The sequence below is a fragment of the Pseudomonadota bacterium genome, from assembly GCA_039033415.1.
Lineage (GTDB): Bacteria > Pseudomonadota > Gammaproteobacteria > Xanthomonadales > SZUA-38 > JANQOZ01.
Genome location: JBCCCR010000015.1, coordinates 54,563 through 78,675 on the forward strand (window position 1 = coordinate 54,563; position 24,113 = coordinate 78,675).

The 24,113-nt window shown below is 60.1% G+C and carries 21 protein-coding genes; 19 read left to right on the top strand and 2 right to left on the bottom strand.

Annotation, left to right across the window (positions count from 1 at the left end; genetic code table 11):
* Nucleotides 1-2: 2 nt before the first annotated feature.
* From AAF358_13700 to AAF358_13780, 17 genes are all read left to right on the top strand, one after another.
* Nucleotides 3-2,036 carry a terminase gpA endonuclease subunit gene (locus AAF358_13700; protein ID MEM7706608.1) on the top strand — a complete coding sequence of 678 codons (2,034 nt, stop codon included), beginning with the start codon at nt 3-5 and terminating at the stop codon, nt 2,034-2,036.
* Nucleotides 2,036-2,272, top strand: a complete 237-nt coding sequence (locus tag AAF358_13705; protein ID MEM7706609.1) for a hypothetical protein — start codon at nt 2,036-2,038, stop codon at nt 2,270-2,272. Before AAF358_13700 ends, AAF358_13705 begins: the two co-directional genes overlap by 1 nt.
* Nucleotides 2,265-3,812, top strand: a complete 1,548-nt coding sequence (locus AAF358_13710) for a phage portal protein (protein MEM7706610.1) — start codon at nt 2,265-2,267, stop codon at nt 3,810-3,812. Before AAF358_13705 ends, AAF358_13710 begins: the two co-directional genes overlap by 8 nt.
* Nucleotides 3,763-5,088, top strand: coding sequence for a S49 family peptidase (locus tag AAF358_13715; protein ID MEM7706611.1), 1,326 nt, complete (start codon nt 3,763-3,765; stop codon nt 5,086-5,088). The genes AAF358_13710 and AAF358_13715 overlap by 50 nt, the downstream gene beginning before the upstream one ends.
* 50 nt (nt 5,089-5,138) lie before the next feature.
* On the top strand, nt 5,139-5,504 hold the full coding sequence (locus AAF358_13720) for a head decoration protein (GenBank protein ID MEM7706612.1): 366 nt from the start codon (nt 5,139-5,141) through the stop codon (nt 5,502-5,504).
* Nucleotides 5,505-5,517: 13 nt separating this feature from the next.
* Nucleotides 5,518-6,540 (top strand): major capsid protein, encoded by a 1,023-nt coding sequence (locus AAF358_13725; GenBank protein ID MEM7706613.1) that lies wholly within the window; start codon nt 5,518-5,520, stop codon nt 6,538-6,540.
* A 42-nt stretch (nt 6,541-6,582) separates the two neighbouring features.
* Nucleotides 6,583-6,888 (top strand): hypothetical protein, encoded by a 306-nt coding sequence (locus AAF358_13730; protein MEM7706614.1) that lies wholly within the window; start codon nt 6,583-6,585, stop codon nt 6,886-6,888.
* Nucleotides 6,881-7,492: a hypothetical protein gene (locus tag AAF358_13735; GenBank protein MEM7706615.1), complete on the top strand. Its 612-nt coding sequence runs from the start codon at nt 6,881-6,883 to the stop codon at nt 7,490-7,492. The genes AAF358_13730 and AAF358_13735 overlap by 8 nt, the downstream gene beginning before the upstream one ends.
* 3 nt (nt 7,493-7,495) lie before the next feature.
* Nucleotides 7,496-7,930, top strand: coding sequence for a hypothetical protein (locus AAF358_13740; protein MEM7706616.1), 435 nt, complete (start codon nt 7,496-7,498; stop codon nt 7,928-7,930).
* Between the two features lie 12 nt (nt 7,931-7,942).
* Nucleotides 7,943-8,104 (top strand): hypothetical protein, encoded by a 162-nt coding sequence (locus tag AAF358_13745; protein ID MEM7706617.1) that lies wholly within the window; start codon nt 7,943-7,945, stop codon nt 8,102-8,104.
* Nucleotides 8,085-9,020, top strand: a complete 936-nt coding sequence (locus tag AAF358_13750) for a hypothetical protein (protein MEM7706618.1) — start codon at nt 8,085-8,087, stop codon at nt 9,018-9,020. The genes AAF358_13745 and AAF358_13750 overlap by 20 nt, the downstream gene beginning before the upstream one ends.
* A gap of 103 nt (nt 9,021-9,123) precedes the next feature.
* Nucleotides 9,124-9,540 (top strand): hypothetical protein, encoded by a 417-nt coding sequence (locus AAF358_13755; protein MEM7706619.1) that lies wholly within the window; start codon nt 9,124-9,126, stop codon nt 9,538-9,540.
* An 86-nt stretch (nt 9,541-9,626) separates the two neighbouring features.
* Complete coding sequence (locus AAF358_13760; protein ID MEM7706620.1) at nt 9,627-9,974, top strand: DUF1799 domain-containing protein; 348 nt, start codon at nt 9,627-9,629, stop codon at nt 9,972-9,974.
* Nucleotides 9,971-15,244, top strand: coding sequence for a tape measure protein (locus AAF358_13765; protein MEM7706621.1), 5,274 nt, complete (start codon nt 9,971-9,973; stop codon nt 15,242-15,244). Before AAF358_13760 ends, AAF358_13765 begins: the two co-directional genes overlap by 4 nt.
* Entirely contained in the window at nt 15,241-18,678 is a 3,438-nt protein-coding gene (locus AAF358_13770; protein MEM7706622.1) for a hypothetical protein, read from the top strand. Before AAF358_13765 ends, AAF358_13770 begins: the two co-directional genes overlap by 4 nt.
* Nucleotides 18,678-19,490, top strand: coding sequence for a hypothetical protein (locus tag AAF358_13775; protein ID MEM7706623.1), 813 nt, complete (start codon nt 18,678-18,680; stop codon nt 19,488-19,490). The genes AAF358_13770 and AAF358_13775 overlap by 1 nt, the downstream gene beginning before the upstream one ends.
* Nucleotides 19,487-20,305 (top strand): hypothetical protein, encoded by an 819-nt coding sequence (locus AAF358_13780; protein MEM7706624.1) that lies wholly within the window; start codon nt 19,487-19,489, stop codon nt 20,303-20,305. The genes AAF358_13775 and AAF358_13780 overlap by 4 nt, the downstream gene beginning before the upstream one ends.
* A 61-nt stretch (nt 20,306-20,366) precedes the next feature.
* On the opposite strand, the gene AAF358_13785 is transcribed toward AAF358_13780, so the two are convergent.
* Entirely contained in the window at nt 20,367-20,648 is a 282-nt protein-coding gene (locus AAF358_13785) for a hypothetical protein (GenBank protein MEM7706625.1), read from the bottom strand.
* Between the two features lie 278 nt (nt 20,649-20,926).
* Between AAF358_13785 and AAF358_13790 the strand changes: the two genes are divergently transcribed.
* Together AAF358_13790 and AAF358_13795 are read left to right on the top strand one after the other, a co-directional pair.
* Complete coding sequence (locus AAF358_13790; protein MEM7706626.1) at nt 20,927-21,841, top strand: alpha/beta hydrolase; 915 nt, start codon at nt 20,927-20,929, stop codon at nt 21,839-21,841.
* A gap of 103 nt (nt 21,842-21,944) precedes the next feature.
* Nucleotides 21,945-23,135 carry a serine hydrolase gene (locus tag AAF358_13795; protein MEM7706627.1) on the top strand — a complete coding sequence of 397 codons (1,191 nt, stop codon included), beginning with the start codon at nt 21,945-21,947 and terminating at the stop codon, nt 23,133-23,135.
* Nucleotides 23,136-23,186: 51 nt separating this feature from the next.
* Here the strand turns inward: AAF358_13795 and AAF358_13800 are convergent, their stop codons facing one another.
* A complete protein-coding gene (locus AAF358_13800) occupies nt 23,187-24,059 on the bottom strand; it encodes a hypothetical protein (protein ID MEM7706628.1) in 873 nt (290 codons plus the stop codon).
* Nucleotides 24,060-24,113 lie beyond the last annotated feature (54 nt).

Genomic DNA, 24,113 nt, shown 5'->3' on the forward strand with positions numbered 1-24,113 from the left:
AAATGGACAACTATCTATCGCTAAGGACAGTGATAGAGGATTGCGCCGAGGTATTTAAACCGGTTCGCGATATCTCAATCGCGGACTTCGCCGCTGAAAAGCTGCCGAACTTCAATCCCGAAGTGACGCACTTGATGGCAAAGCCGGCTGAGTGCCTGCGGGACAACATCCACCGCGAAGTGGTCGTTGTCGCACCGGCGCGGACCGGTAAGACCCAGATGTTGATCGACAACTGGATCTTGCACGGAATTCTCAACGATCCGGCAGATATGAAGGTGTTTTGCCCGGACGAGAAGTTCGCCCGCTGGTTCTCGAAGAAGCGGATCGATGTCGAGCTCATGGGTGCGGTCCCCGAGCTTAGAAGCCAGATTCGCCCGGGCGCCCACAACGACAACGTCTACGACAAGATCTTTCGCAATGGCGTGATGCTGTCGATCGGCTGGCCGTCAAAGTCTCAGCTGGCCGGTCGTGACTTAACCCGGGTTGCGTTTACAGACTACGACCGCGGCGTGGAAAGCGTCGGCGGCGAAGGTAGCCAGTTCGAGCTCGGCGCCAAGCGAACGGAGGCGGCCCTTTCCCGAGCCAAGGTGCTCGCGGAGAGCTCGCCCGGTAAAGCAGTCTACGACCCGAAGTGGAAGCCGCGCAGCCTTCACGACGCGCCGCCTACGACCGGCATCCTGGGTCTGTATCGCGATGGCGATCGGCATCGGGTCTACGGCAAGTGCCCGCACTGCAAAGAGTACTTCATGCCGGAAGCCGGGCCCGAAGCGCTCAGCATTCCGGCGGAAGGAACAAACGAAGAGCGCGCACTGGCGGCGTCTCTCGTCTGCACCAATTGCGGCAGCGAAATCGATCAGACGCAAGAACGCGAGTTTCGTCGGTCGGGGGAGTGGGTCGGCGAAGGCCAGACCATCCACTCGGACGGCACGATCGAAGGCGAGGTTCGACAGACCAACCGAGCAAGCTTTTGGATGCCCGGTTGGTTCGCAGGTTTTCAAACCTGGGCCGGCATCGCGCTGCGCTATTTGCGCGGCCTTGAGAGCTATAACGAGACAGGCGACGAAGAGCCCCTTCGCGTCTGCTACAACACCGACATGGGCGCCCCGTACATCGAGATGGGGCGTCGATCGGACGAAGACCATGCGACCGCCATGCAGGACCGAAAGGTCCCGTTGGAACGCTACCAGCTCCCTGAGTGGACGCGGTGCGTATTGGCGTCCGTTGATGTTCAGGGCGGCGCCAAGTCGCGATTCGAAGTTCTGTTCTTGGCAGTCGGTGAGCATCGAAAGCAGGCCGTCATCGATCGGAAAAGCATCCGGCTTTCTGCTCGAAAACTCACAAATGGCGAGTATGACAAGTTGCGTCCGGCCCAGTATGTCGAGGACTGGCGTCTGATCGAGCAGCAGGTGATCAACACCACCTACAAGCTGCCTAATGGTCGTGAGATGCGAGTTCTCCGAGCCGGTGTTGACACGGGCGGCGAGGACGGCGTTACGAACAACGCCTATGCGTGGTACCGCGAGCTCCGTGAGCGGGGGCTGCACCAGCGGGTCGTCCTGGTCAAGGGTATGGGCCCGAACCCGCCGTATCGAACCAAGGTCTCGTACCCAGACGACAAATCGAACGCCAACGGCGAAATCCCGGTACTGCTGTTGAACACCAACGCGCTGAAAGACGCGGTTTGGGGCGACATCACTCGGCACGACCCAGGCCCCGGCTACGTGTACTACCCGCAGTGGTTAAAGGACTGGTTCTTTCAGGAGCTGTGCGCCGAGCAGCGAATGCCGAAGGGCTGGGAGCGAATCGGCGCCAAACCCAACGAATCTTTTGACTTGTTCGTCTACATCCGCGGCATGTGGATCGATATGGGCGGCGACCGGGTGGACTGGAGCAATCCACCGATTTGGCTTCGCAGCTGGGACTTGAATCCGGAGGTTATGGCTCCGCAAGCCCGGCGAGAAATGCAGCGATCCACACAGGCCGCAGTGGCAGCTACGCCCGCGCGCCCTACGCGCTTCAGATACAGGAGTAGGTGATGGCCACTACAGCCGAACAAAAGATCAAGGCCTTGCAGTCCAAGATTGAAGACCTGGAGGACGCGCTGGGCTCTGGAGAGAAAGTTGTGAAGTTCACCGACGGAACTCTCACCGAGTACCGATCGGTAGAGGAGATCAAGGCGGCGGTGCAGTACTTCACCGATCAGATCACCAGGCTGAACGAAGAAGTACCCCATCGAGCGTACACGGTTCGGGTGAACCAAGGCTATGTCTGAACAGAATTGCCGAATCGGCAAGGTTGAGCCGGCATACAAAGCCGCCGGTGTCGGACCGAGAATCGTTAATTGGATTGGGACGAGCCGCGGACCGCAGTCGACGATCCAAGGCAGCCTGACCAACCTCCGGAACCGCAGCCGGCAGGAGCATCGGAACAACCCGTGGGTCCGCAAAGCGCTGACCTCTCTTGTCGCCAACGAAGTTGGAACCGGCGTAAGCCCCGCTTCATTGGCACTAGACGTCGGTCATCGGGAAGCGATCGACGACCTGTGGAAGATTTCTCACGAACAAATCGACGCGGACCACGCCACGAACTTCTATGGCCTGGAGGCCATGATCGTGGGGGCGCGCCGACAGTCCGGAGAGTGCTTTGTTCGGCGTCGACCGCGGCGAGTCGGTACACCGGACCTGGCGGTACCGCTTCAGATTCAGGTTCTCGAAGGGGATTTCTGTCCGCATAGCAAAGACGAAGATCTCTCGAACGGCAACCGAATTCGATCAGGCATCGAGTTCAATCGCCGCGGGCAACGCGTGGCGTACCACATGTACCCGGAGCATCCTGGCGATCGAAGCACCGTTTTCTTGCGGACTGTCGACACGATCCGGATTCCGGCGAGCCAAATCATCCATCACTTTATCCCGAATCGGCCAGGTCAGATCCGCGGTGAGGTTGACTCAGCGACTAGCTTGCTGGCGGCCAAGAATTTTCACGAGTACTCGGATACGGAGCTGGAGAGGAAGAAAGCGCGCGCACCGTTTACCGGCTTCCTGGCGCGCGAGAAGGTAGACGGCTGGGCATACAACCCGATTACGGGTTCGGAGATCAACTCCGAAACGAATCAAGGCAAGAGCGTAGAGCCTCCGCCAGTTGATTTTTACCCCGGCGCGATCCTTACCGGGCTTCCGGGCGAGTCTCTTGATCTCTTCAATGCCGACGACAACGGCAAAGGGTACGCCGACTACATGCGCTGGCAGCTGCTCACTGTGGCTGCGGGCTACGGCCTTCCTTATGAATTGCTTTCTGGCGACTGGAGCAAGGTCAACGACCGCTTGGTCCGCGCGATTCTTAACGAGTTTCACCGGCTGATTGAGATGAACCGGGAGCACTATTTGGTGCACCAGGTTTGTCGCGTTGTCCGTCGTTGGTGGATGGATTGGGCCGTATTCACTGGTGCGCTGACGCTCCCTGGCTATGACCAAAACCGGTCCGATTATCTCGCCACGATCTGGCAGCCGCAGGCCTGGCCGTACGTGAATCCCGAGACCGATATTAAAGCGGCCATTCTTGCGGCGAATCACGACCTGTCCAGCATCCCGGACGAAGCGCAGAAGCGCGGCGGCAACGCCGCGGCAAACGCAGAAAAGAATGCGGAGTACCGAAAAGACCGGGAAGAGTCTTTCGCCGAAGCCGGCGTGCCGGCTCCGCCTTTGGAGCCCCAGCCAGGTGCTGGGGCTTCCCCTTCTAACGAGGACGACGATGTTCCAGAAGATGATGAAAACGATCCGGCGACTGGGTCCGCACAGCAGTCTAGCGGCTGAGGTCCACGCCAATCTCTATGGCCAAGTTCTGGCTATCGAAGAGACCCATCTGAACGCGTACTTGACGCACGTATTCGCCAATCAAGAGATGCTGGCCGCTGGCCCCTCTATGGTCAGTTCATCGCCGATCGTTAGTGAATCGGGCGTTGCCGTGCTGAACATCTCCGGACCACTGCTTGCGCGCGAGGTGGGCTTCTGCAGTCCGCTGTCGTACGACGCGATCCGCGGGTCAATCGAGACCGCGCTGGAAGATCCCCGGGTCAATCAGATTGTGCTGCGGATGGACACTCCAGGCGGCCACGCCAGTGGCGCGTTCGAGTTGGCCGAGTTCATTTTCGAATCGCGGGGCAAGAAGCCCATCGTTGCTGCCGTCGACCCACTAGCAGCTTCTGCCGGCTATCTGATCGCAGCCTCGGCCGATCGAGTTTATCTGGGGCCCACAGGGCAAGTTGGAAGTATCGGAACGGCCTGGATGCATGAGTCCATCGCTGGAATGAACGAACAAATGGGAAGGGAGGTGACCACAGTCTACTTCGGTGCTCACAAGGTCGATGGGAATCGAAATTTTCCCTTGAGTGAGCAAGCTCGGGCTCGCGCACAGTCCGAGGTGGATCAGTTGGGCAATGAGTTCGTAGCGGCCGTGGCTCGCTACCGAGGTCTGACGCCCGACGCCGTGGCGGCTACCGAAGCGCTGGTTTATCGCGGCCAAGAGGCCATCAATCTGGGCTTGGCCGACGAATTGGCCGACTTTGACACCGTATTGGAGAACGCAATGCCGAAAGAACAATCTGTAACCCTGGGCACTGGTGCCCCTTCAGTGTCTGCGGAGGCAGACCCGAATCAGCCGATCGCTGCAACCGAACCGACTACTGAGCCTCAACAGCCAGCCGCTCCGGCAGCGCCCGCGGCAATGGACGCCGGCTCCGTGCTCAATGCGGTTGTGCAAGCCGGCTTCGCAGAGCAGACCGCAGTCCAACTGGTAACCCAGGAATGGCAGCTGGAATCGCTCACTGCAAAGCTCGCTGAGCTGACCGAACTCCGAGAACACTTTGGAAGCCTTGGTCTTGATGCAGACAGCGTCGTCGCTGCGTATCTGCGAAGCCCGGTCGAAGGCTTCCGAATGGCTATGTCGTCTCGAGAAGAAGACCTCGATCCGGACATTTCTAACACCCCGCCCGCTCCGCGTACCGAGGAAGAAATCGCCGAGGAACGGTCGACCGCTATGTGGGACAAGGCGCAAACCGCCGAATCCTCCGACTCCAAGATCTGGGGCTAACGCCGGCTGACTTGGTTAAACCCTAACGGCAACAACAAGAGGTAACAACAATGCCGAGCATTACTGAAACGCGACACGCTGGCGAGTTTCTCCTGGGCGAGTGGGATGCCATCTATTCCCAGGATGCCGCCATTCTTTTTAACGGCGAAGGCGCGCTGCTTCCCGGCGCAGTCTTGGGTAAGCGAACTGCCGACGGCAAGTACGTGGCTCTGAACCCGGGCGGTTCGGGCGGCGCCGAAGTTGCCGCAGGAATTTTGTTCGAGGCCGCCGACTCCTCAACCGGGGATGCAGTCTGCGTCGTCGTGGCACGTGACGCCATGGTGAACGGAAAGCTGCTGGATTGGGGCGCCGCATCCGCACCGCAGATCGTAACCGCTACCGCTGAGCTTCTGGCGGCTGGCATCAAAGTCATTTAATCGGAGGTAGCTCATGAGTTTGCTTGATATTTTCGCTGCGGATGGGTTCACCACCGCGAGCATGATTACGCCCATCGATCGAGTCCAAACGGTACCCGGTCAAATTGGGAGTCTGGGGATCTTCGTTTCCACCCCGGTGCGAGACATCACGGTTCACATTGAAGAGCGCGCTGGAGAGATTCAGCTGATCCCAACGTCTCAGCGTGGCGCCGAGCCGACCACGAAAGACAAAGAGAAGCGCACCGTTCGCTCCCTCGAGATCCCTCGCATCGCAGTGATGGATCGGATTAACGCGTCTGAGCTGCAGTTCTTGCGCGCCTTCGGCGAAGAGCAACAGCAGGTTGAGGCTGCGGCCGAAATCAATAAGCGGTGGTCCGGTCCGAACGGTCTGATGTCCGACATTGAGATGACTTGGGAGCACATGCGCCTCGGCGCCCTGCGCACTCAGCTTCTGGATGCCGACGGCAGTACCGTGCTGTATGACTACGCCACCGAGTTCGGTGTGGCCTCACCGACCTTTAACCCCAACTCGGCGCTTACCGGCGGCCAGTTCCGGTCCAGTATCGAGAACAACGTTACTCGCTACATGCGGCGAACGGCCAAAGGCGCCAACATCTCCGCTGGTGTGGTTGCGCTTTGTGCTGAGGGTGCTTGGGATAAGCTGATGCAGAACGCCGAGATTCGGGAGACCTTCCTGAATTATGAGGCGGCGGCTCAGCTTCGCGAGAACACGGTTGGCAGCTCGTTCAACTTCGCGGGCGTTCAGTTCCAGGAGTACTTTGGTACTGATGACAACAATACTGTGGCTCTCACTGGCGATGACATCGTGTTCTTCCCGGCGGGCCAGTCTGGTGCCTTCGAGGTTTGCTGGGCGCCAGGTGAGGGATTCGATGATGTCGGCTCTCTCGGTCGTCCCACTTATCCGTTCCTGACTCGTGACGAGAAACGAAACCGGTACGTGGATGTTGAGATCTACAGCTACCCTCTGTACATCTGCCGACGCCCGGATCTGGTGATCCGCGGGACCATGTCCTAAGGCGGCAAACGGGCCCCCTTTTTTAGGGGGCCCAAGTCCTATATGGCTCAGGCAAAACACATTCGACTGTTTCGGGCGACGTTCCGTCACCACGGCGAGGACTACCCGTACCGTTTCCAAAACGGGCAGGAAAGAACCGTCCGGGCGGTCGTTCGATTTGGTCACCAAGTTATCGACTCCGACAACAACGTCGTCGCGGATTCTGCAGACGTGGTTTACCTCCAAAAATCGGAGGTGCCCAAACCTAGTCAGGGCGACCGAATCATTATCGACGGGGATGGGTACGTCCTGGGTCAGCGCCTAGACCAAACCGGCTTTTACGGCGCGTATCTGATTCAAAATGACTAGCATCGCGCTCACTCTGACCGGGCAGCAGGCGCTGATAAACGGCACGGACCCTCGAGTCCTTCGGCGAGCGATGAACCGTGCTCAGCGACGAACAGAGGCGCGGGTGAAGACGGTCGTTCGGCGTGCCGTATCTCGGCGATACACGGTCACTCAGAATCGCGTCTCGAAGGCCTTCCGAGTAGGTCAGCGGCGCTCTAACAACTTCGTCGTATCCGCGCTTCTGCTCTATCAAGGGCGCCGGCTGAATCTCAAAGCCTTTTCTACCGGGCGGCGCACAGTCCGAACGCGTCGAGGCAAGCGGGTCCAGGCGACCGTGAAGGTGCTCCGAAGCGGACGGAAGTCCCCGGTAGACGGCACATACGGCGGCTTTCATGCCACCGGGCGAAACAACAACGAGCTCATCTTAGAGCGGACCGGTGTTGTGCGTAGCGCACCACGCTACGCCGGCGACGAGAAGCTTCGCTCACTCACAGGTCCGGCGATCGCTCAAATGGTTCGATCCGCGCAAGTGCTGGATCAAGTGAACCAACTCATGGAAGAGGTCTACCCAACCGAGTTCTTTCGTCAGCTCAGGCTGGGTCAGCGTCAAAGCGGAAGGAGATAAGCAATGTCGGACCCAGTCGGTGCACTAGATGTTATTCCGCTCGTGGCTCACGTCGACCAAAACAAAACGGATCTGATCAAACGGGTATTGCTGGCTAATACAGCCGATGCGCTTTCTGACTACGAAGCGGATGCGCCCACGGTTCAGATCTACGCCAGCATGTTTGACGCAAACGATCAGCCTGAAGGCGAGATGCGTTGCCACCAAGGTTTCTACTCACTGTTCCACGTTGACTACGTCTGCGACGTCGCGGACCTCAACGCGGTAACGGCCGAAGTTCGAAAAATCGTATTCCCCTATTCGTTTGGAGAAATGTTCGGCGATATCGCCTTTGCCTTTCCGCCGCGCGCCGGCGGAGTTAGCGGCGGCGTTCTCGACATGAAAGGCAAATACGTTCACTGGCAGGACCGCTTCCAGGTCCTGCATCACACCCCTTAGCAGGAGACCCTCATGGTTCGATCCGGCGGGCGGTACGAAGTCCGGGACGGCGAGCGCGTGCTCGTCGATTGGGGCGGCGTACCCGTAGAAGAAAAACAAGAAACCCAACCTGAAACCGCCCCGGCGGACGATGACTACGTGGAGGTAGAAGACGATGCTGTTCTTTCGAAGTAAGACCCTTTTTGCCAAGCTTCAGCCGACGGCGCTGACCGACTCTGTACCGATCGCGACCGACGCCGTTCAGGTGTTTGATCTGGAGATCGACCCGTACGAAGGTGACACCGTCGAAGAGACGGTCGAGCGGGAGCAGTTCGGCAACTACCTGCAGTTCAACACCTCCCCGACAACCACGATGCGCTTTAAGGTTTACTTGAAGGGTACGGGTTCCGCCGGTGACGCTGCTTTCTTCGGTCCGCTTCTGCGCGGTTGCGGTTTCGCCGAGACGCTGAACGCCAGCACCGATGCGACCTACGATCTCGTTTCGACGGGTCAAGAGATGCTGACCCTCAAATACGTGCTGAGCGGCAACCAGGTGCACGCGGCACTCGATTGTCGCGGAACGGTTCGGCTCGAGTTCACTCGCGGCGGCCTGCCCTACCTGCAGTTCGAGTTCACCGGCGCCTACGTGGAGCCTGTTACGTCTGCACTGGCCGCCGACATCTCTGCCTGGGAAGCCATTACCACGCTGCCGGTCAACCGGGCCAACACGGTGTTCACGCTGGACAGCACGACCCCGTGCCTTGAGCAGCTCGTCGCTGACGTTGCTAACGAAGTGGTCTCTCGCGACCTCCCGAACTGCTATAGCACGAGCATCGTCGACCGCTCGCCGAACGGCAACTGCAACTTCGAGGCGCCAACGCTGGCGACGAAGGATTGGTTCGATGTTCTGGAGTCGCACAACGGCGTAACGACTGTTGCAGGCAGCATCGTTCACGGCTCGACGGCCGGGAACATCATTGAGGTACAGATGCCCCGGGTTCAACTGGCCGGCATCAGCTTCGAAAACAGCGACGGCATTCTGGTCTACAACACCAACGCCCGGTTCATCCCGGTAGCGGGTAACGACGAGATCCAGATTATCGTGCGCTAACTGAGTCCCAAAGGACTCTTAAAGGTTGCAACCGCTGTCCCGGGGTTGGGTCGTTCCCCCGGGGCAGCACCTTTTTCTGACGACCCGAAAACGACTGAGGTTAATGGATATGACCGCATTTAAAGGCGCTAAGAATCAGTACACCGAAGAGTGTCTGGCGAAGTTTCAAGACGGCACTGTGGTGCCGTTCAAGGCCACTTTCAAAAAGCTCAAGCGCAGCGAATCCAAAGCGCTGCTGAAGCACCAAGGTGTTTCGATGGGTCGCGCTACCGCGATCAGTAAAGGCGACGCCAACGAAGAAAGTCTCAAGTTCTTCGAAGACGACTATATGGTCGAGCAGACGCTGAAAAATCTCGTGGGTTGGGAGATGCCGTCGCCGGAAGAAGGCGTTGAATGGATTCCGTTTACGCCCGAGAACGTCGCCGAGTGCGTCGAGATTAACGAGTACGCGAACGCCCTAACCGCCGGCTTCATGAAAGTGCAAACGGGATCTGTTGAGGCCGACGTAAAAAACTCCTAGCGGCTGGGCGCTATTGGGCGAGTCGGTCTGACCCTGGAACTACCCAGGAACCGGGCCTCGAAGATTACGACGAGACCGACTTGGCCATGATGAACGAGGCGTCCCGGGCGGCAATCGCTGCCCGGAGCGCTCAGGCATCAGCGAGCTCTCAGCCCGACTTCGAAATCTTCTACAACAACTGGCTGGCGTGGGGTGTCTTTCAGGCTTGTACGACTCAATGGCGCATCGCGCCGATGGGCGGGTACACCGGCTTGGACTACACCGCCGTGCATTCCGTGATGACCACCCTGGGCATTGCGAAGAAGAAACGCTCTTCACATTTCAACCGCCTTCGCTACATCGAGGCCGGCGCAATGGCCGAGATGGCCGAGCAGCGCAAACGGGCTGAGAAGAAGCGCGAGCGCGAGCAGCAGACCCGCCGGAGACGTCGTTGACTACCAAGTTCTTTCAAACAGGCATCGTCGTCACCGGCGACGCCCGCGGCGGCGTGCGCGCGCTTGGTCTCACTCAGGATCAAGTTCGCAAGCTCAACGCAACGATGGCGGCCGGCACCGCTACGGCGCAGGGCTACAGCGCCTCACTGCGCGCGTCTGCGGGATCGTCCCTCATCGCCCGGCAAGCGGCGTTTGCACTGACCAACCAGATGCGCAACTTGAGCGCCGCGTTCGGTGTCTTCGAGTCCATCCGTCTGGCTGATCAGTACGATGATCTGCAGGCTCGCCTCAGCATCGTCACGGAGACGCAGCAGGAGTTCCTGCTAGCTCAACAAGAGACGTTCCGGATCGCTCAGGATACGTCGCAGGGGCTGCGCAATACGATTGACCTGTACGGCCGCCTGGAGATCTCTCTGGACGACCTCGGCACCAGTCAGACCCGCATCCTGCGTCTGACCGAAACGATCAACCAAGCGTTCGCCGTGTCCGGCGCCTCCGCCCAGGAGACGAGCGCCGCGATCATTCAGCTGGCGCAGGGCTTGGCCGCCGGCGCCCTCCGCGGCGACGAATTTCGATCTGTGTCTGAGCAAGGCACCCGAGTCTTGAAAGCATTGCGCGACGGCCTGGGCGTGACTCAAGGCGAGTTGCGCGAGATGGCGAACGCTGGCGAGCTCACTGCCGAGGTCGTGCTGGGCGCTCTCGAGAGCCAAGCCGTCGCCATCGAACGAGAATTCCAAAACCTCCCTCTCACCGCGCGCCGTGCGTTTACGCAGCTGCGCAACTCATTCACTCAGCTGATCGGCGAAGGCAACCAAGTTATCCCGGTTGTCCGTTTCCTCGCTGAGTCTCTTCAGTTCGTTGCCCTCAACCTCGACACGCTCGCTACCGGCATTCTCCTTTTTGCCGGCGTCCGCGCGCTCGCCCCTCTTGTTGCCGGCTTGATCGCCGCGGTTCAAACCGTCCGCAATTTCGGTCTCGCCATGTTGGGCATCGAAGCCGCTATCGCTGCGACGACCGTCAAGACGGCAGTGCTGAGCAAAGCCTTTTTGCTGTTGGGCGGCCCGGTCGGACTGGGCGTCGCCGCAACCCTGGGCGTCATCGCTGCGGGCTGGGCGTTCTTCAACCGAGAAGCGGCCGTCTCCGTTGAGAAGACCGATGAGGTGCTCGAGCGCCTGCGCCTGCTAGAAGGCTCCGAGATCGACCTGACCGTTCGGACTGATGCGATTGACGACGCGTTGGATCGTCTCGATGAGCTGTCTCGCGCTATCGAAGGGTTCCAAGCAGAGCAAGCCCGCGCAATCGGCCGGACCGACCTGGGCGGCATTGGCGCCGAACAACAGCGCGGCATTGCCGGCGAGAACATCGACCGAGCCCAGGTTGAGATTGATCGCGTACTCGACGGTCTGCAGCAGCTGGGCGTGTCGGCCGACGACCTGGGCGATCTTTACGTCCGCCGCTTCGGTGAGATGGCCGACGCAACTTCGATTCTCCGCCGCACGGTCGGTGAAACTCAGCGCGATATGTCGCCACTGGCCGGCACCGTGGGCGAGTTCGCGGTTCAGACCGTGGCAAGCGTGCTCGGTGTCAACAACCTTGCACAATCGATTCGCGGACTGGCCGGCGCAGCGCAGGACGCTGACACCAACGTCGAGCAGATGGATCTTGGCACCTTCGCCGATGAGATCGCCGCGCTGACGGGGCAACTCGATCCGGCAGCCGGCGCGGTGCTCAAGTACAACCAGCGCGTCGCCAAGCTGAACGAAGAGTTCGAGAAAGGCGGCAGCAAAGACGTTGTAGGTTTCTCCAAAGTCATCGAGCTCTCGTCTCGCGTGCTCAACAAGCAGCTGGCGGACCTCAATGACAACACGGCAGCGCTGGAAGCGCAGAAGCGAGCTCAAGAGGAACTGAACCGAGCGCAGCTCGAGTACTTCGAGTTGACGAACCAGATTTCTTCCGGCGGTAACCCGCAAGAAGCTCTACTGCAGCAGCTGGCGACGGACGTGAAAGAGCTCACCGCCGCGTGGGTCGCTGCAGGCGCCGTTGCGGACGGAAGCTTCGGCAAGGCTCTTCAGCAGCTGACCGACGACTACAAAGCCAGTATGGAAGAGCTCGAGTCGTACAACGTTGTGCTCAAAGAGTTCCGGAACGTGATGGTCGACCTCGAAGCCGAAGAGCTGCTTCGGGTGCAGATCGCTATCGAAGAAGCGACCGAGAAGTTCGGCGAGCAGAGCACCGTCGTTCAGACACTGATCGAGCTCTACCGCCGCCTGCAGCTGGCGCAGAATCCTGACGTGTTCGCCGTTCCCGGGCTCTTCGGTCTCACCGGGGACGGCCGGGCGATCGAGAACTTTCAAGAGCTGCTGTCGAACGCTTTCGACGAAGCACGTAGTGCGGGCTCGTTCCGTCAGTTCTTCGATGCGATCGTCGACGGCTTCCGGGAGGCATCGCGGCAAGGCGGCGAGGCGCTTGCGGCGGCCGTTAACAGCGCTGCTCAGTTCGGCGCGTTCGCGGTCAACTCTTTCCGAAACAATCCAGACTCGCCCCTGCGCGCGCTGACCGAAGTCGCGTCGCAGATCCCCGGTATCGTCGGGCAAGTGGCGCAAACCGTCGCCGCGGTCGATTCGATCTTTGGCGGCCGCCTGCTGGGCACGAACTTCGAAACGGATGGGAGCGGCCGGAACTTCTCATTCGGCGCCGGCGGCTTCTCGGGCGGCACCTTCGAAAATCAGTCACGGCAGCGGTCGTTCTTCCGCGGTACCGCCCGGCGAACGATCGAGCGCGATCTGGACCCGGCGGCGCAGAGGCAGCTCGATCTCTTCTTCGACGAAGTCTCCGACGCCATCTCAGACTCCGCTCGCCGCCTTGGCGTGGCCATCCCGCAGCTGATCGCTGGCAACTTTGAAGAAGAGTTCGACGCTGACGGCAATCTCGTGCGCTCAGTCTCGAGCGTGCTGGGTCGGACGTTCGAGGAAAGCTTCGAAGAGTTCACGACGCGCGTACTCGCAGAAAACCTGCTGGGCACGCTGGCCGGCGCGGTCGGCGACCGGGAGGTCACCCGCCAGCTGACCGTGGGCGATTTGGTAGGCCGCGAGTTCTTGGGCGATCTGGGCAGCTTCGGCGGCGTCGATCTCGGCCGAGTGATCGGAGAGACCGTCGAGTCGGTCAACGAAGTGCAGTTCATCGCTGAGCGCTGGCGCGACAACGCGGAGCTCCTACTGGAAGGTGCCCAGTTCCTGCTAGTCGCTCAAGACGACATTCAGCGCGGCGTAGCGCTTCTGCGAGGCGAAGGCGGCCTGCTGGAGCTCACCGATCTGACCGAGTCGCTGGCGTTCGGCAGCGAGACACTGACTGAGACCTATCTGCGGCTCGTCGACTCAACAGCGTTGGCCGAAGACGTCTTCCGGGCGTTCAACGGCACCTTCGAAGGCACCCGCGAGGGCTTCGTCCGCTTCAGCTCGGAGCTCGTCGATTTGCTGGGCGGCCTAGACGCTGCGGGGCAGGCGTTCACGAACATCGTCGAACAGTTCTTCTCGCCCGAAGAAGCCTTGCAGCTGCAGCTCGATCAGGCGGCGACGATCCGTAACCAGCTGCTTTCGGAAGCCAACCTGTCGGCCGGCATCACCGGCGCACAGTTCCGCGACATCCTGACCGAAGCGATCGACGGCGGCGCAACGCCGGAGCGGCTGGCAACGCTGATTCAGCTCGGCGACGTGCTGGCGACGATCTCCGGCCTCGAGCGCGAGCTGGCTGACGTTCGATCCGAAGCCGCGGAGCTCGAGCAAGAGCGGGTCAACAGCCTTCGCGAGCTCCTGCAGGGTCTCGACGAGACGGTCCGGTCATCCGGCCAGACGGAGTTCCAGCAGCAGCTGACGGCACTGGCGCAGTCTTTCCGGGAGGCGATGACCGAAGCCCGGGCGCTCGGCGCTGACACCGACCAGCTGGCTCAAGTTCAAGCGCGCTTTGCGTTCCAGCAGCAACAGCTGATCGATCAGCTGCGACTGAGCACGCTCGACCTCGGCGCCCAGCTGTTTGGGACGCCCCTGACTGAGATTGAGGCGCGCATCGCTGAGCTCCAGGCGCAAACAAGCGGCGGCTTTGAGTCAGCGGCCGACGGTGCGCAGCGACTGTTCGAGCAGATCGCACGCGGTCTACAGCGGATCACCGAGTTCGTTAATGATCTTCTGCTCGACGAGAGCCTGACGACCCTGACACCGCGTCAGCGGGTCAACGAAGCGGAGCGTCAGTTCCTCGATACGCTGACCGCGGCGCAGGGTGGCGACGTCGATGCGCTGAACAACTTGCCGGATATTGCCCGCGAGTTCCTGACAGAAGCCCGCGATTTCTTTGCAAGTTCCGACGCGTTCACCGATATCTTCAACTTCGTGACCAACGCCTTAAACGGGCTGAACGTGACGGCACCCACCGGCGATGGGGGTGGCGGGGGCGGCACCAGTCCGCTCAATGCTGAGCTCCAGTCGCTGCTCGCGGAGCGAGATCGACTGCTGGCGCAGCAGGAAGAAGACCGCCGGCGCGCGCTGGCTGAGCAGTTGGCCCAGAACGTCGCGGATCTGAGCGCGGCCACTGGCGCCACGCTCGAGGCGACCTTGGAGGAGCTCGGTATTGATCTTGCCGATCTAGTGTCCGCGCTGGGTATTGATATCGCGAACCTGAGCCAGGACGCGGCCGACGAGCTGCTGAACCTTGCGCGCACGCTCAACGTCGAGCTGAGCGACCTGTCGACCAACCTAGGACTCGACCTAGGCTCGCTGGGAAGCAACGACAGCTTCTTGAACACGCTGCTCGTCGACGCCGTCAACGGTCTGCCTCCGGAGCTCAGCAATCAGCTGCAGCCGCTCCTACAGGCGATCCAAGACGCCGATACCGACTCGACGTTCGCTACGGCCGTCGATGCCTTCAGTGCGGCCGTGCTGGACCTGCCGCTAACCATTCAGCAGATCTTCGCACCGCTCTTCGACGACGTCGACATTGACCCGGCGGATCTGCTGGGCGGCGAGGTGACGCTGGCCGACACGAACTCGATCTTGGACGTTCAGACCAGCCTGCTGCGAGAGATCGCCAGCGGTCGGCCGATCACGGAGCCGAAAGACGAGACGACGCCGGACGGTCGTAAGAACGATCTCACGCTGCTCGAAGAGCCGCTGGTTGAGATCGCCGATGGAATCGACGACCTGCCGGGCAACTTCCGTAACGCGGTTCAACCGCTCGTGGATGAGATCCGCGATCTTGGCAACAGGGAGAGACAGAAATGACGACAAGGATTGTCGCCGAGTTCCTCGACACCGTGAACGGCGTGAGCGCGCCTCAATACGTGGCGGACATCGGCTATACGACGTCGAACGCCGGCAGCCCCGCGAATACGTTGATCGAAGGGCGGCTAGCGCGCGAGATCAATATCAACTGGCGGATCGGCTGCATTATCTGGGACGGCACCGAGAGTTCGCGGAGCACCAGCAGTATTCGTATAGCGAATTCAGATGGCAGGTACGACTACCTTCTCACGCGGGATTTGCGCGACCAAGCAGTAGTTGTTCATGAAATTTCTTCCGATACAATTAGTAGTGCGACCCGCATCTCGGTCGCCCTAATTGACCGGGTGGATATTCGTGATCGCGGCGAATTAGAGCTAGTGACCTTCGAAAAGATGGTCAAGCTCGAGGTGCCGTTGCTGAGCGAGACCTACGACGGGTCTCAGGCAAACCCTCTTCTGACGGGTTTATCTCGCCCTTTGGCGATCGGCAACTGCGAGAACGTGCGCCCAGTGATCATTGACGCCCCAAATCTTGTCTACGAGACCAACCCCACCGAGCTTACGCAGATCGTCAACGTTCGCGACCGCGGTGCTGTGTTGGCGCCCCCCAACGCCGACAACCCCGGATATACCACGGTATTCGATCAGTTCACCCTGACGAATAATCCGGACGGTCAAATAACGGCCTCAATATTTACGGCGTCGACAGCCGCTTTCAGCGTTGTAGGTACCGACGAGCTAAACGGTGTCGGGGATTTCGAAAATTGGACCGGCGGAGTCCCTGACGGCTGGACCTATACCGCGGGGTTTATCGGAAACCCCGGAACGCTGGCCGAATCCGGCGCGGGCGGACAGGTGGAATTCACGGCGTCCCTGATCACAAACCCGAGTCAAAACACAGACCAACTCGCGACATCGCTGAATATCGATTTGATTCCCGGTGAAGAGTACCAGTACACCATTACCGTCGTTTCCGAATCCAACAACGTCAATCCAACAGAAGGTATTCAGTCGGTCCGGTTGACGGTCAACTCTTTCCAGCTGCCGGGCCAAAACCTATTGGGTGCCGGCGCCGTGCACCCGTTGGCTGCGGGAACCTACAGCGGTGTTTTCGTCGCGCCCGCTCGAGCGCCGGGGCCAATCGAGATCCAAGTATTGTCGTTCGGTGATCCGACGAACCCGGGTCAGATTGTCTTGGACAACTTGACTATCGAGCGCGTCCAGCCGGACACGTCAGATGACGTTCCCGATGTCGTTCGAGATTTGATCTTTCGCGCGGGCTTCGAGGCCGATGACTTTGACGATACGGAAGCGGTCAGCTTGCAAAGCGAGATCGAGTACGCCCTGAATCTCTACGTTCATCCCGACGATCCGATCACCGTTCGCCAGGCTTTGGAGCAGGTGACGAACAGCTTTGCGGGCTTCTCGTACGTCGACAACGAGGGAAAGTTTCACGTCGACAAGCTTCGCCCCGCCCTGCCAGCCGCAACGCCGACAGTTGTGGATCTTCGCGAGATCAATGGCGACCTGAAAATCCTCCAAGATCGAGCCCCGGGGCTTAGCGCCCGACTAGGAGTCGATCGTAACTGGCACCCGCTGCGGGACGGTGACGTTGCCGGCGTGGTGCTCGAAGACGAGAACCAGCGGCTCACTCAGGACTACCTCAAGATCGTCGAGGCTTCGGACGTTGAGGTGTTGGCGCCGGGCTACAGCTTCGCCAAGACAGCTGCCCCGCGCGGCACGTTGCTGCGCGATTATGATGGCTCCCCGCAGCTGCAGATCGATCACGAAGTCGGGCTTTACGGTCAGCTGCGCTACTTCTACGAGATCACCGGCGCGCTCGACCCGAGCCTTGCCAAGTTACAGCCCGGCCAGACCGTCCGCCTCTTGGGGGACCGCTACGGCCTGGACTCCGGGACGGACCTGCTCGTTGTTGGCGTCGACGCGAACTATCAGACCGGCGTGACCAAGCTGACGCTATGGGGAACGGCACCTCGGTATCGGACCGAAGCGACGGCATACACCGGGAGCCAGTCCACGCGAATTTTCGGGCTTACGATGCCTGATTCTAATCAGATCACCGTGTGTTTCTGCATGCAGGCGGATGACTACGCAACCGGTTCCGAACAAATGATTTTCCGCTGCATCGAGAACGGCGGGGCAGGTGATTTTTACGCGCGGGTTCGGTTCAACGGGGACCTGCAAATTGTAGGCGAGAACGATGCCGGGACCACAAGGCTGAACGTCGCGGTTCAAGCCCCGGGCTTTGTCAACGGTGCGAAGTATTCGGTATTGCTGGCGATCGATATGCTCGATCAAGTCCTGGTGTGGATAAACGGCCGGGCATACCCCACGACCGTCACGACGTTTACGTCCGACTCGATCGACCCCGGTACGATCGCGCACATCGCAAACCTAAGCGGGCTCGGGACCACGCAAACTTTCGGGGGCAGCATCAGCCACGTTGGAATTTGGTTCGATCGTGCTGTTGATCTGCTGGATCCAGCAGTTCCGCTGCAGTACTTCGACCGCTACTACCGCCCGCTTGACGGCGGCGACGATGGGTCTTTGCTCAATGGCACAGCGCCAACCTTGTGGTTTCCGGACGGCCGAGCGCCTAATCGCGGGACAGGCGGCGCAGGAACGGTGGAGCAGGACGCTGGCACGATATCCAACTCCAGCCCGACCGATGACAGCGCCCTACCGGGCTTCAAGCGTTACCAGACCACCGCCCGATCTTTCAGCAACAGCTCCGGAGATCTAGGTTACTACCGACACGGAGGCGGAACCGTCGACAACGCGCTGGTCAGCGGCTGCATTGCCTTTCAGCTGCCGGCGTCGCTGTCATCAGGTCAGGAGTATTTGTTCGACTGGGGGAGCCGCGGCGTTCAGGTTCTTTACGACGGCGTTAGTGAGCGCATATGGGTCGCCGGTGAAAACAGCTCCGGAGCCAGTATCGCCGGATTGCGTTCGCTGTCGTCCGGCCTGGTCGGCGGCGCTTGGTACGCCTTGCTCTTTGCGATTGACACGCAAAACGGCGAGCGACATTTCTATCTCAACGAGTCACCAGACCTGTCCATCGATACTGTCTCTACCGGAGAAAGCCTCGACTTTAGCGCTGGGGAACAGACCATCGGTGTGGCGGGGATCGAGACCAACGTCAACGCTTTTGACGGCGCCATTTGCCATCTCGGAATTTGCACCGGCCTTTTTCTCGACTTCAGCAAGCCCGCCGTGCGGCGCCGGTTCTTCGACAAGTACAACCGGCCAGTCTACGGCGGCGACGATGGCAGCTTGGCGTTTGGCCAACAGCCGGAGATCTGGTGCCCCGACGGTGACGGAACCCGCAACGCCGGCAGCTTTGGCGCTTTCGTCTTAATCACGACTGGGGCCGGCTCGGTCTCGCTCGCCGACACCTACCCCACGGACGCGTAATGTTTATCGCTTGGGACAACGTGCTCGATCTACTGAGCGCGGACGACCTCGATGTGTCTGGCGGTACGCCGACGCTGCCTGCAGCGAACCTGCTAGACCCGCGCCTCGAGTCAGTCTTTCGCGTGCCCTTTGCGGCTGCCGGCGTTGAGTGCGAATTCGACGTGGTGAACGCTGGACTCTTCTTGCCGCCCAACTTCCAGATCCAGGCAATCCTCGGTAGCGACGTTGCGGGCCCGTCGGGCAGTGTGAGCAACGACACCGAGCTAGCCTCAATCTGGGTGTCCGACTTCATCAACATCGGCACGATCGTCGATGAGACCGGACTGATCCAGCCGAACTATGTTCAAGTGCACGCCTCGTCCTTTACCGCGCGCAATACTGACCTGCGGGTCTACGCGGCGTCCGGTGAGTTCCAGCAGGTCGCCCGGGTCTGGTCCGGCCCCGTATGGGACCTGCCGGGCACGGCCCAGGCATCGTGGTCAGACACCGGCCGCATGAACCGTTCCGATCTCGGCTACGGCTTCAAGCGCGAAGGCGTGCGTTACCGCAAGTGGACAGTGCGGGTGCCGCTTGTCACGACCGACGAAGCATGGAACGACACCGCCAATAACTTCTTCGAAGCCGTGCGCGAGCTCGCAGTCGGGCAAGAGATGCTGTTTGTTCCATTCGTCGACGATCCGAATGACAGCGCGCACGACGGGTACCTCACACAGAAGGGATTCACCTACGGCCGACTGGCCGCCCAAGCTGAATTGAAAACGCAGGGCGGCGATTACTGGGGCGTGCAGATGACCATCGAGGAAACCAAATGAGTACGGTGATCAGCTATTTGAACCTGATCGATACGGCGACGGTCAACGTCTTCGACAACGGCGACAACGTTCCGGGCGTGCCGGGGTCCGGAGCCAACCTTCAAAACCCAAATCGAAACTCAAAGTGGGTCGGCCCCGTCGTCCCGGTGTCGGGTGGCGCCAACGGCATCGCCTATGAGTGGGACGATTCCGTCGATCTCAGCGTGGTTGCCCTGCTTGACCACGATGCAGTTCTAACTAATCCGGCGGATTTCGTCCTACAGAACCGAAATGCGGCGCTCTCTTGGTCCAATCTTGCTGACTCTCTTGGCGTTGTTTGGGAAGACGACGAAGCCGCTCGCCACGGGGTCTGGTATTTGCCGACCCCGCTTGAGTCCACGGGGATTCGAATGTTGTGGAATACCAACGCTAGCACCGGAGAGACGATCTCGGCCTCGCGGCTTTGGGCGGGTCCGGCGATCGACCTTAGCGGCTCGGTGACAACTCACACGGAAAATACCGAGCTGATCGACCCGTCGACACAGTCCTACGGCCGGCAGCTGACCCGAGACGGCCGCACGCGACAGCTGAAGCGCACCGTAACGGAGCTGGGCGATATCCCAACCGCAACGGCCTGGGGCGACGAAACGGACTCTGTGAACTGTTTGGATAGCATGGGGGCCGCTGTAGGCCGCTCAGGAGACGTTCTGCTCATCCCAGACACGACGACTGCGGCAAACCGGCGCCGTGGCTTTGTGTACGGGACACTCACTCAGGATTTGAAATTGCAAGGTCTCAGACCTCGGCGAGCGACGATCGCTATTCGCGAACTGTGAATACTCGATTTGGTACAAAACCTCAGCACTTCTGAAAAAGTGTCCGAGGTTTTATCCCACGTCAACCCATCCAAGGCATCCAACGCCGGCACTCCGCCGCGCGCTGATCTTCTTGTTGGATCGACTTCCCAATCTCTTCTACGCGATACAGCGCATCCATCACAGCCTCTTCGCGCCGTTCGGTTCCTCTCGCGCTTTGACGAAGCTCTCGAATTACTTGATCGGTCTTTGCGCTTTCAGCCACGGCATCATATTCGGGAATTGGGCACTGACTCATCAGGCCCAAAGCTGTTGCGCCGCTCACTAAAACCAGGCTGGAGCCTGTAATCAGGAACTTGGTCATCCTCTTCATTCCTTCAGTATATCAGCCGTTCTAAACAGGCTCTTTAGCCCTATAAGACTCGAAAAGCACACCCCTCCCGTTTGTTTCGCGGTCGATTCACGGTCGATTGTGGAGGGTACTGGAGAGTCCTATAGGGCTCGTAGAATCGCTAAGTTATTGAAAAATCAATGCCTATTCAACACCTTTTAGCCCCCGTATCTAGGGTTCGAATCCCTCTCTCTCCGCCACTCTATCCCCTGCTATCCTGCACCTGCTTTCTGTTACAGCAGGTAACGCCCGTGAAAATTGCCCGGCTAGCTTTCTTCTTTCTCCTCAGCCCCCTAGCCCAGGCCGAATGGACCCATCTCACGGTCAAAGGCGCCGGCGAGGTCCCGCTCAACGTGGTCACCGCGGGCAACCCGGAATCTCCGCCCATTCTGTTTATTCACGGAATCGGCCAAAGCCACTACAGCTTTGTCCACCAGCTGAACTCCGACCTGGCCAACGATTACTTCCTGGTCACCTTTGACTTGCGTGGCCACGGCGCCTCCGGCAAACCCTGGGCGCCGGAGGCCTATCAGCTCCGGAGCGTTTGGGCGGATGACGTTGACGCGGTGATGGAAGCCACCGGCATCCAAAATCCCGTTGTCCTGGCCTGGTCTTACGGCACCCTGGTGCTGATGGACTACATTCGGGAGCGAGGCGCAGACGGCCTGGTCGCCATCAACCTGACGGGTGCTTTAGGTTCTTTGGTGCCGGTTCGTCTGCCGACCAACGACCCAAATACGGAAGAGTTCCTCCGGCTAAGGAAGTTACGCCAAAGCCCGAATCTGGCGGACAAGATCAAGGCGAGTGAGGGTATGAGCCGGTGGCTTACCGCCACGCCGATGGCGGACGACGATAAGCGTCTGTTTGACGCAATTTCCCAGATGCTGCCAGCCTACGCAAGAACCCCCATGATGCAGCGCCCGTTCAACAACGAGGATTTGCTGGGCGGCCTAGACATGCCGGTGATGCTGTCGCTGGGTTCGGAAGACAACCCGCTACAGCTGGAAGACGGCGCGGCGCTGGCCAAAGCCCACAAGAACATCAGTCTGTCGGTCTTCGACGGCGCGGGACACTCCGTCTTCTTCGAGCAGCCAGAGCGCTTCAATCGCGAGCTGCGGACCTTTGTCGAAGCCAGCCTGCGCGCTCACGAAACACCAGAACCGTAAACCGCGCCAATACCCCTGACGTATGGGCGGCTGCCTAATCCCGCTAGGCTGGGCGTCGGGCCGTGTGCAATACTTTTCCTACCGATAGTCCTCGGGGAGGCCCATGGCAAAACGCCGCGTCGTTGGAGCAATGGCAGCGCTGGTATTGGTTGTGCTGGCTGTTGGGGCAGCAACCGTTGACTGGCGATTCTGGTACCGGTGGCACAACTTGCCCAAGGACCCGGGCGAGTGGCCGGCCAGTTACTACCAACCCAAGCACCAGCTGCCCGGCAACGAGCAGGCGTTTTTTCCCATAGCCAGCGACGTCGAGCGCAGCGTTCCAGGCGATACCCTTGAGTCCGCCGCCGCCTGGGCTGAAGCCCACAACTCAGCTGCGCTTCTGATCCTCCATCGGGGCAAAATTCAGCTGGAGCGCTACTGGCAGGACATCGGACCCGACTCGCTTTTCACCGGGCGCGCGATGACCCGGTCGCTCTTACCGCCGCTGGTCGCTGTGGCGATGAGCGACGGCCATATCGGGTCCCTGGACGACCCAGTCGGACGGTACCTTAACGAATGGCGCGACGACGCAAGAGGCAAGATCACGCTTCGGCAGCTTCTGCAAAACATCAGCGGTCTGGAGAACCCCCCGCTGGCCGGAGATCCCGATCCGATGGCCAAGAACGCGCAGGTGTCGCTGAGCTCTGACTTCCGCAAGGCGGCGCTCAACTTTGACCTGGAAAACACGCCGGGTACATTTTTCGGCCTGTCGAATGCGAACGCACAGCTGATCGGGGCGGTTCTGGAGTCGGCCACCGGCGTTCCCTACGAAGACTATTTGAACGATCGACTGTGGAGCCTCCTCGGCGCCGGCCCGGCGGAGCTCTACATGGACCGACCGCGCGGCATGCCTGCGGTTTACTGCTGCTTTCGCGCGACGCCGCGAGACTGGCTTCGCTACGGGGCGGCGCTCGCCACTGACGGGATGGTGAATGGCCAGCGAATCTGGCCAGAGGGATGGACTCAGCAAATGGCCACCCCATCGGCGATCTATCCCAACTACGGACTCCAGCTGTGGGTCGGGAACCCGCCGAACTCGGATCGTCGGCCCTACATCCAGGGCCAGGAAATGAGTGTGCCGCACGGCCCGCCGGTCGAAAGCGAGCGTTTCTTTTTCCTGGAAGGTGGAGGTTATCGAACGATGATCGTGCTGCCGGAGGAAGAGCTGGTGATTCTGCGGCTGGGCTACTATCACCCGGAGTGGCAAACCTCCGCCCTCCCGAATCTGATACTTGCTGGCATCAACGCACCGTGATCCCGCCGTGCTGCTGAACGCCTGATCCAGCAAACGCAGAGGCTAAGTTGGCTAGACCTCGAACGGAATCGGCCGATCAAACTCGTCCCAGCGCGGCTTCAGCAGCTCGGGATACTCTCGCTCCATGCGATTGAGCATCTCCCGAGGCAGTTCAGCAGGTGAGTTCACTTTTTTGCCGTCCCAGAAGCCCGAGAGGTGACCCTTGCCCTCCGGCATTCCCAGCCACTTGGGATACTCGTAAGCGTAATGTCCGCAAAAATGCACGGGTAGAGAAGTGATGCTCTGGTTCGCAAACAGGTCGAACTCGACCCACTGGCAAGAGTTTTCAATGTGGGTGGCCGGCCAGTCCGGCGGCGCACTGCGCACGCTGTCCAGCTTGATGAGGTCGTTCTCAATGCGGAACTGCCGAAACACGTCCTGGGTATACCCGCCGCCATTCATATTACGAAAGCCCGCTGGGCTGCCGATCGTGCCGGGATCGTTCAACAGCAGCGATACCGGAACCTCAACCCGCTTTTCCGTAATCGGGTTAATGACACTGTCGGTAAACTTGTTGGTTTTGAGATCGCGCGGGTAAGACAGGTTATGGGCGTGAATTCGGTAGTTGTTATTGCCGAGATGCCGGAAATAGCTGTATTCGATTCCCTCGTAGCGCAGCAGCGGCTCCGGTCGCCGCCCCCCAGGGATCATAAAAACAATCCAGTGGTACCAGGTCAGGGTCGTGCCCTGCTCTTCCACGAGGTCGCGCTCCATACGCATGTGCGCGCGAAACTCCTCAACCGGGTCATCAAAATCCAGAAACTCCGACACGACCGGGCTCACCGCCGGCGCAACGGACATCCCGGATTCCGCGCTTAAGGCGCTGCCTCCAAGAACCCCTCCGGCGGCGCCGGCGGCGGAAACCAAACTGCGTCTGCTGATCATGGTCAAGACCCCACAAGTTGCGCCACCCACAGGCTCCGGCATTTTGTCTACGGA